General features: G+C 56.7%; 1 pseudogene and 1 riboswitch. The pseudogene reads left to right on the plus strand.

Annotated elements, in window-relative coordinates:
- Positions 1 to 781: 781 nt before the first annotated feature.
- A riboswitch (cobalamin riboswitch) is annotated at positions 782 to 981 on the plus strand.
- A gap of 100 nt (positions 982 to 1081) precedes the next feature.
- Positions 1082 to 1759: pseudogene (locus AUC71_RS07150) on the plus strand (5-methyltetrahydropteroyltriglutamate--homocysteine S-methyltransferase); the annotation flags it as partial.

Raw genomic sequence — 1759 nt, forward strand, 5'->3', positions numbered from 1 at the left:
TCCGCGCGCTCAGCTAGCCTGACAGATCACCGCGTTGAGGCGCGTCAGCCGATTCTTCGCCATTCTATCGACGAGACATTGTTCGATGGAGCTTTGCTCGGAATTTGGACCCAGAGAGTCCTAAACTATGGGTCACGTATCCAATAGGCTTGGATGCTTGGCGGCTTGAAGTGCATGTAAACACCAAATCGGGACCAATGGAGGATCACCCAATGACTGAATCACACCATGTGGAGGAGACCGATACTGACACAACCGAGCAGCCCAAGCGCCAGCGCAGACTTAATGCAACGAAAAAGAAGCGAAATAGCAAAAGCGTCGAAAGGCAAACGCCTAAGGAGGCGCGTCGTGACTACCATCTCGCGCCTCCGCCGGCCTCTGGCTCCCGAGATGCAGAGACAGCTCGATAGAAACCTAATTGTCAAACAAGATGGTTAGAAGCAGGGAAGAGTTATCGATACCTTTGACGGAATGTGCTTCGCCGCCAGACCGGGAGGAAGCAGCCGGCAAGTTCGATGGTCAGCACGCAGAACGTCACCAGCCACGCGCCCGCGGCGCCTATGTCGCTCCGTGGGTTCCCGAAATGCAATGACAGCCAAGAGCGCTCTAAGTCGCCTGCACTCCCAGACTCCGGGGGATGACCAGATCACTCCACGCGGTACACTAGCGGCCAGAAGTGAATGCCTGCGAACCCCTAGATTGCAGACGCGTCTGCTAAGTGCCAATAGTAGACGTTGAGATTCTAGCGCCCTCACCAATTGACGGCCCGGCGCAGCATCTTCATACTTCGCCGCGTCGTGGTTCTCTGACACCAGAGCACCAGAGCCAAGAGGCAATCCGGTGTGCTAAGCGGAAAGCCGGACCTGCCCCGCAACTGTAAGCGGCTAGCCGACGTCGACGACGCCACTGAAGTATGGTCGGGAAGGCCGACTAACGCGACAGTCCGCAAGCCAGGAGACCTGCCTCGACAGTCTTGAACGTCCTTGGGCGGGGTCCAGTAGTGAGCTTGCATCGGGTATCCTACGCCCCGTTCCCGGCATGCGTCCGCTCGGCCTTTGCCCACTAATAAAGGGGGTTGCCGGTGTCTAACTCATCATTTCGAATCAGCACGCTGGGTACGCCGCGGATTGGTCCGCGCCGTGAGCTTAAATTCGCACTCGAAAAGTTCTGGGCAGGAAAATCAGATTCTGAGGCTCTGAACGACGCTGCTACAGGGCTCCGCTCAGCGAACTGGGCGCGTCAAAACGCATTAGGGATCACAAACATCCCGTCCAATGACTTCTCCTTCTACGACCAAGTGCTCGACACGGCCGTCATGGTTGGGGCAATCCCTGAGATCTATGGCTGGAAGGGCGGCGAGACACCGCTCGCGACCTATTTCGCCATGGCACGCGGGAGCCAAGGAGGCGTTGGAAAGTCCAATGGAGTGCCTGCGCTCGAGATGACGAAGTGGTTCGATACGAATTATCACTACATGGTCCCAGAGTTTTCCAAGACCCAAGAGTTCACGCTTGCCTCTAGTAAGCCAATCAAGGAGTTCAAGGAAGCGAAAACGCTGGGATTCGAAACCCGCCCCGTCCTGGTCGGCCCGGTAACGTTTCTCAAGTTGGGCAAGAGCGCCGACGAAAGCTTTGATCCGATCTCTCTGATAGATGAGCTCCTTCCTGTTTATGTGGACGTCTTGCGCAAGCTCCACGCCAGCGGCGCCACTTGGATTCAGATGGACGAGCCGTGTCTCGTGCTCGATCTCGATGATGCC

The sequence above is a fragment of the Methyloceanibacter marginalis genome (assembly GCF_001723295.1).
Classification (GTDB): domain Bacteria; phylum Pseudomonadota; class Alphaproteobacteria; order Rhizobiales; family Methyloligellaceae; genus Methyloceanibacter; species Methyloceanibacter marginalis.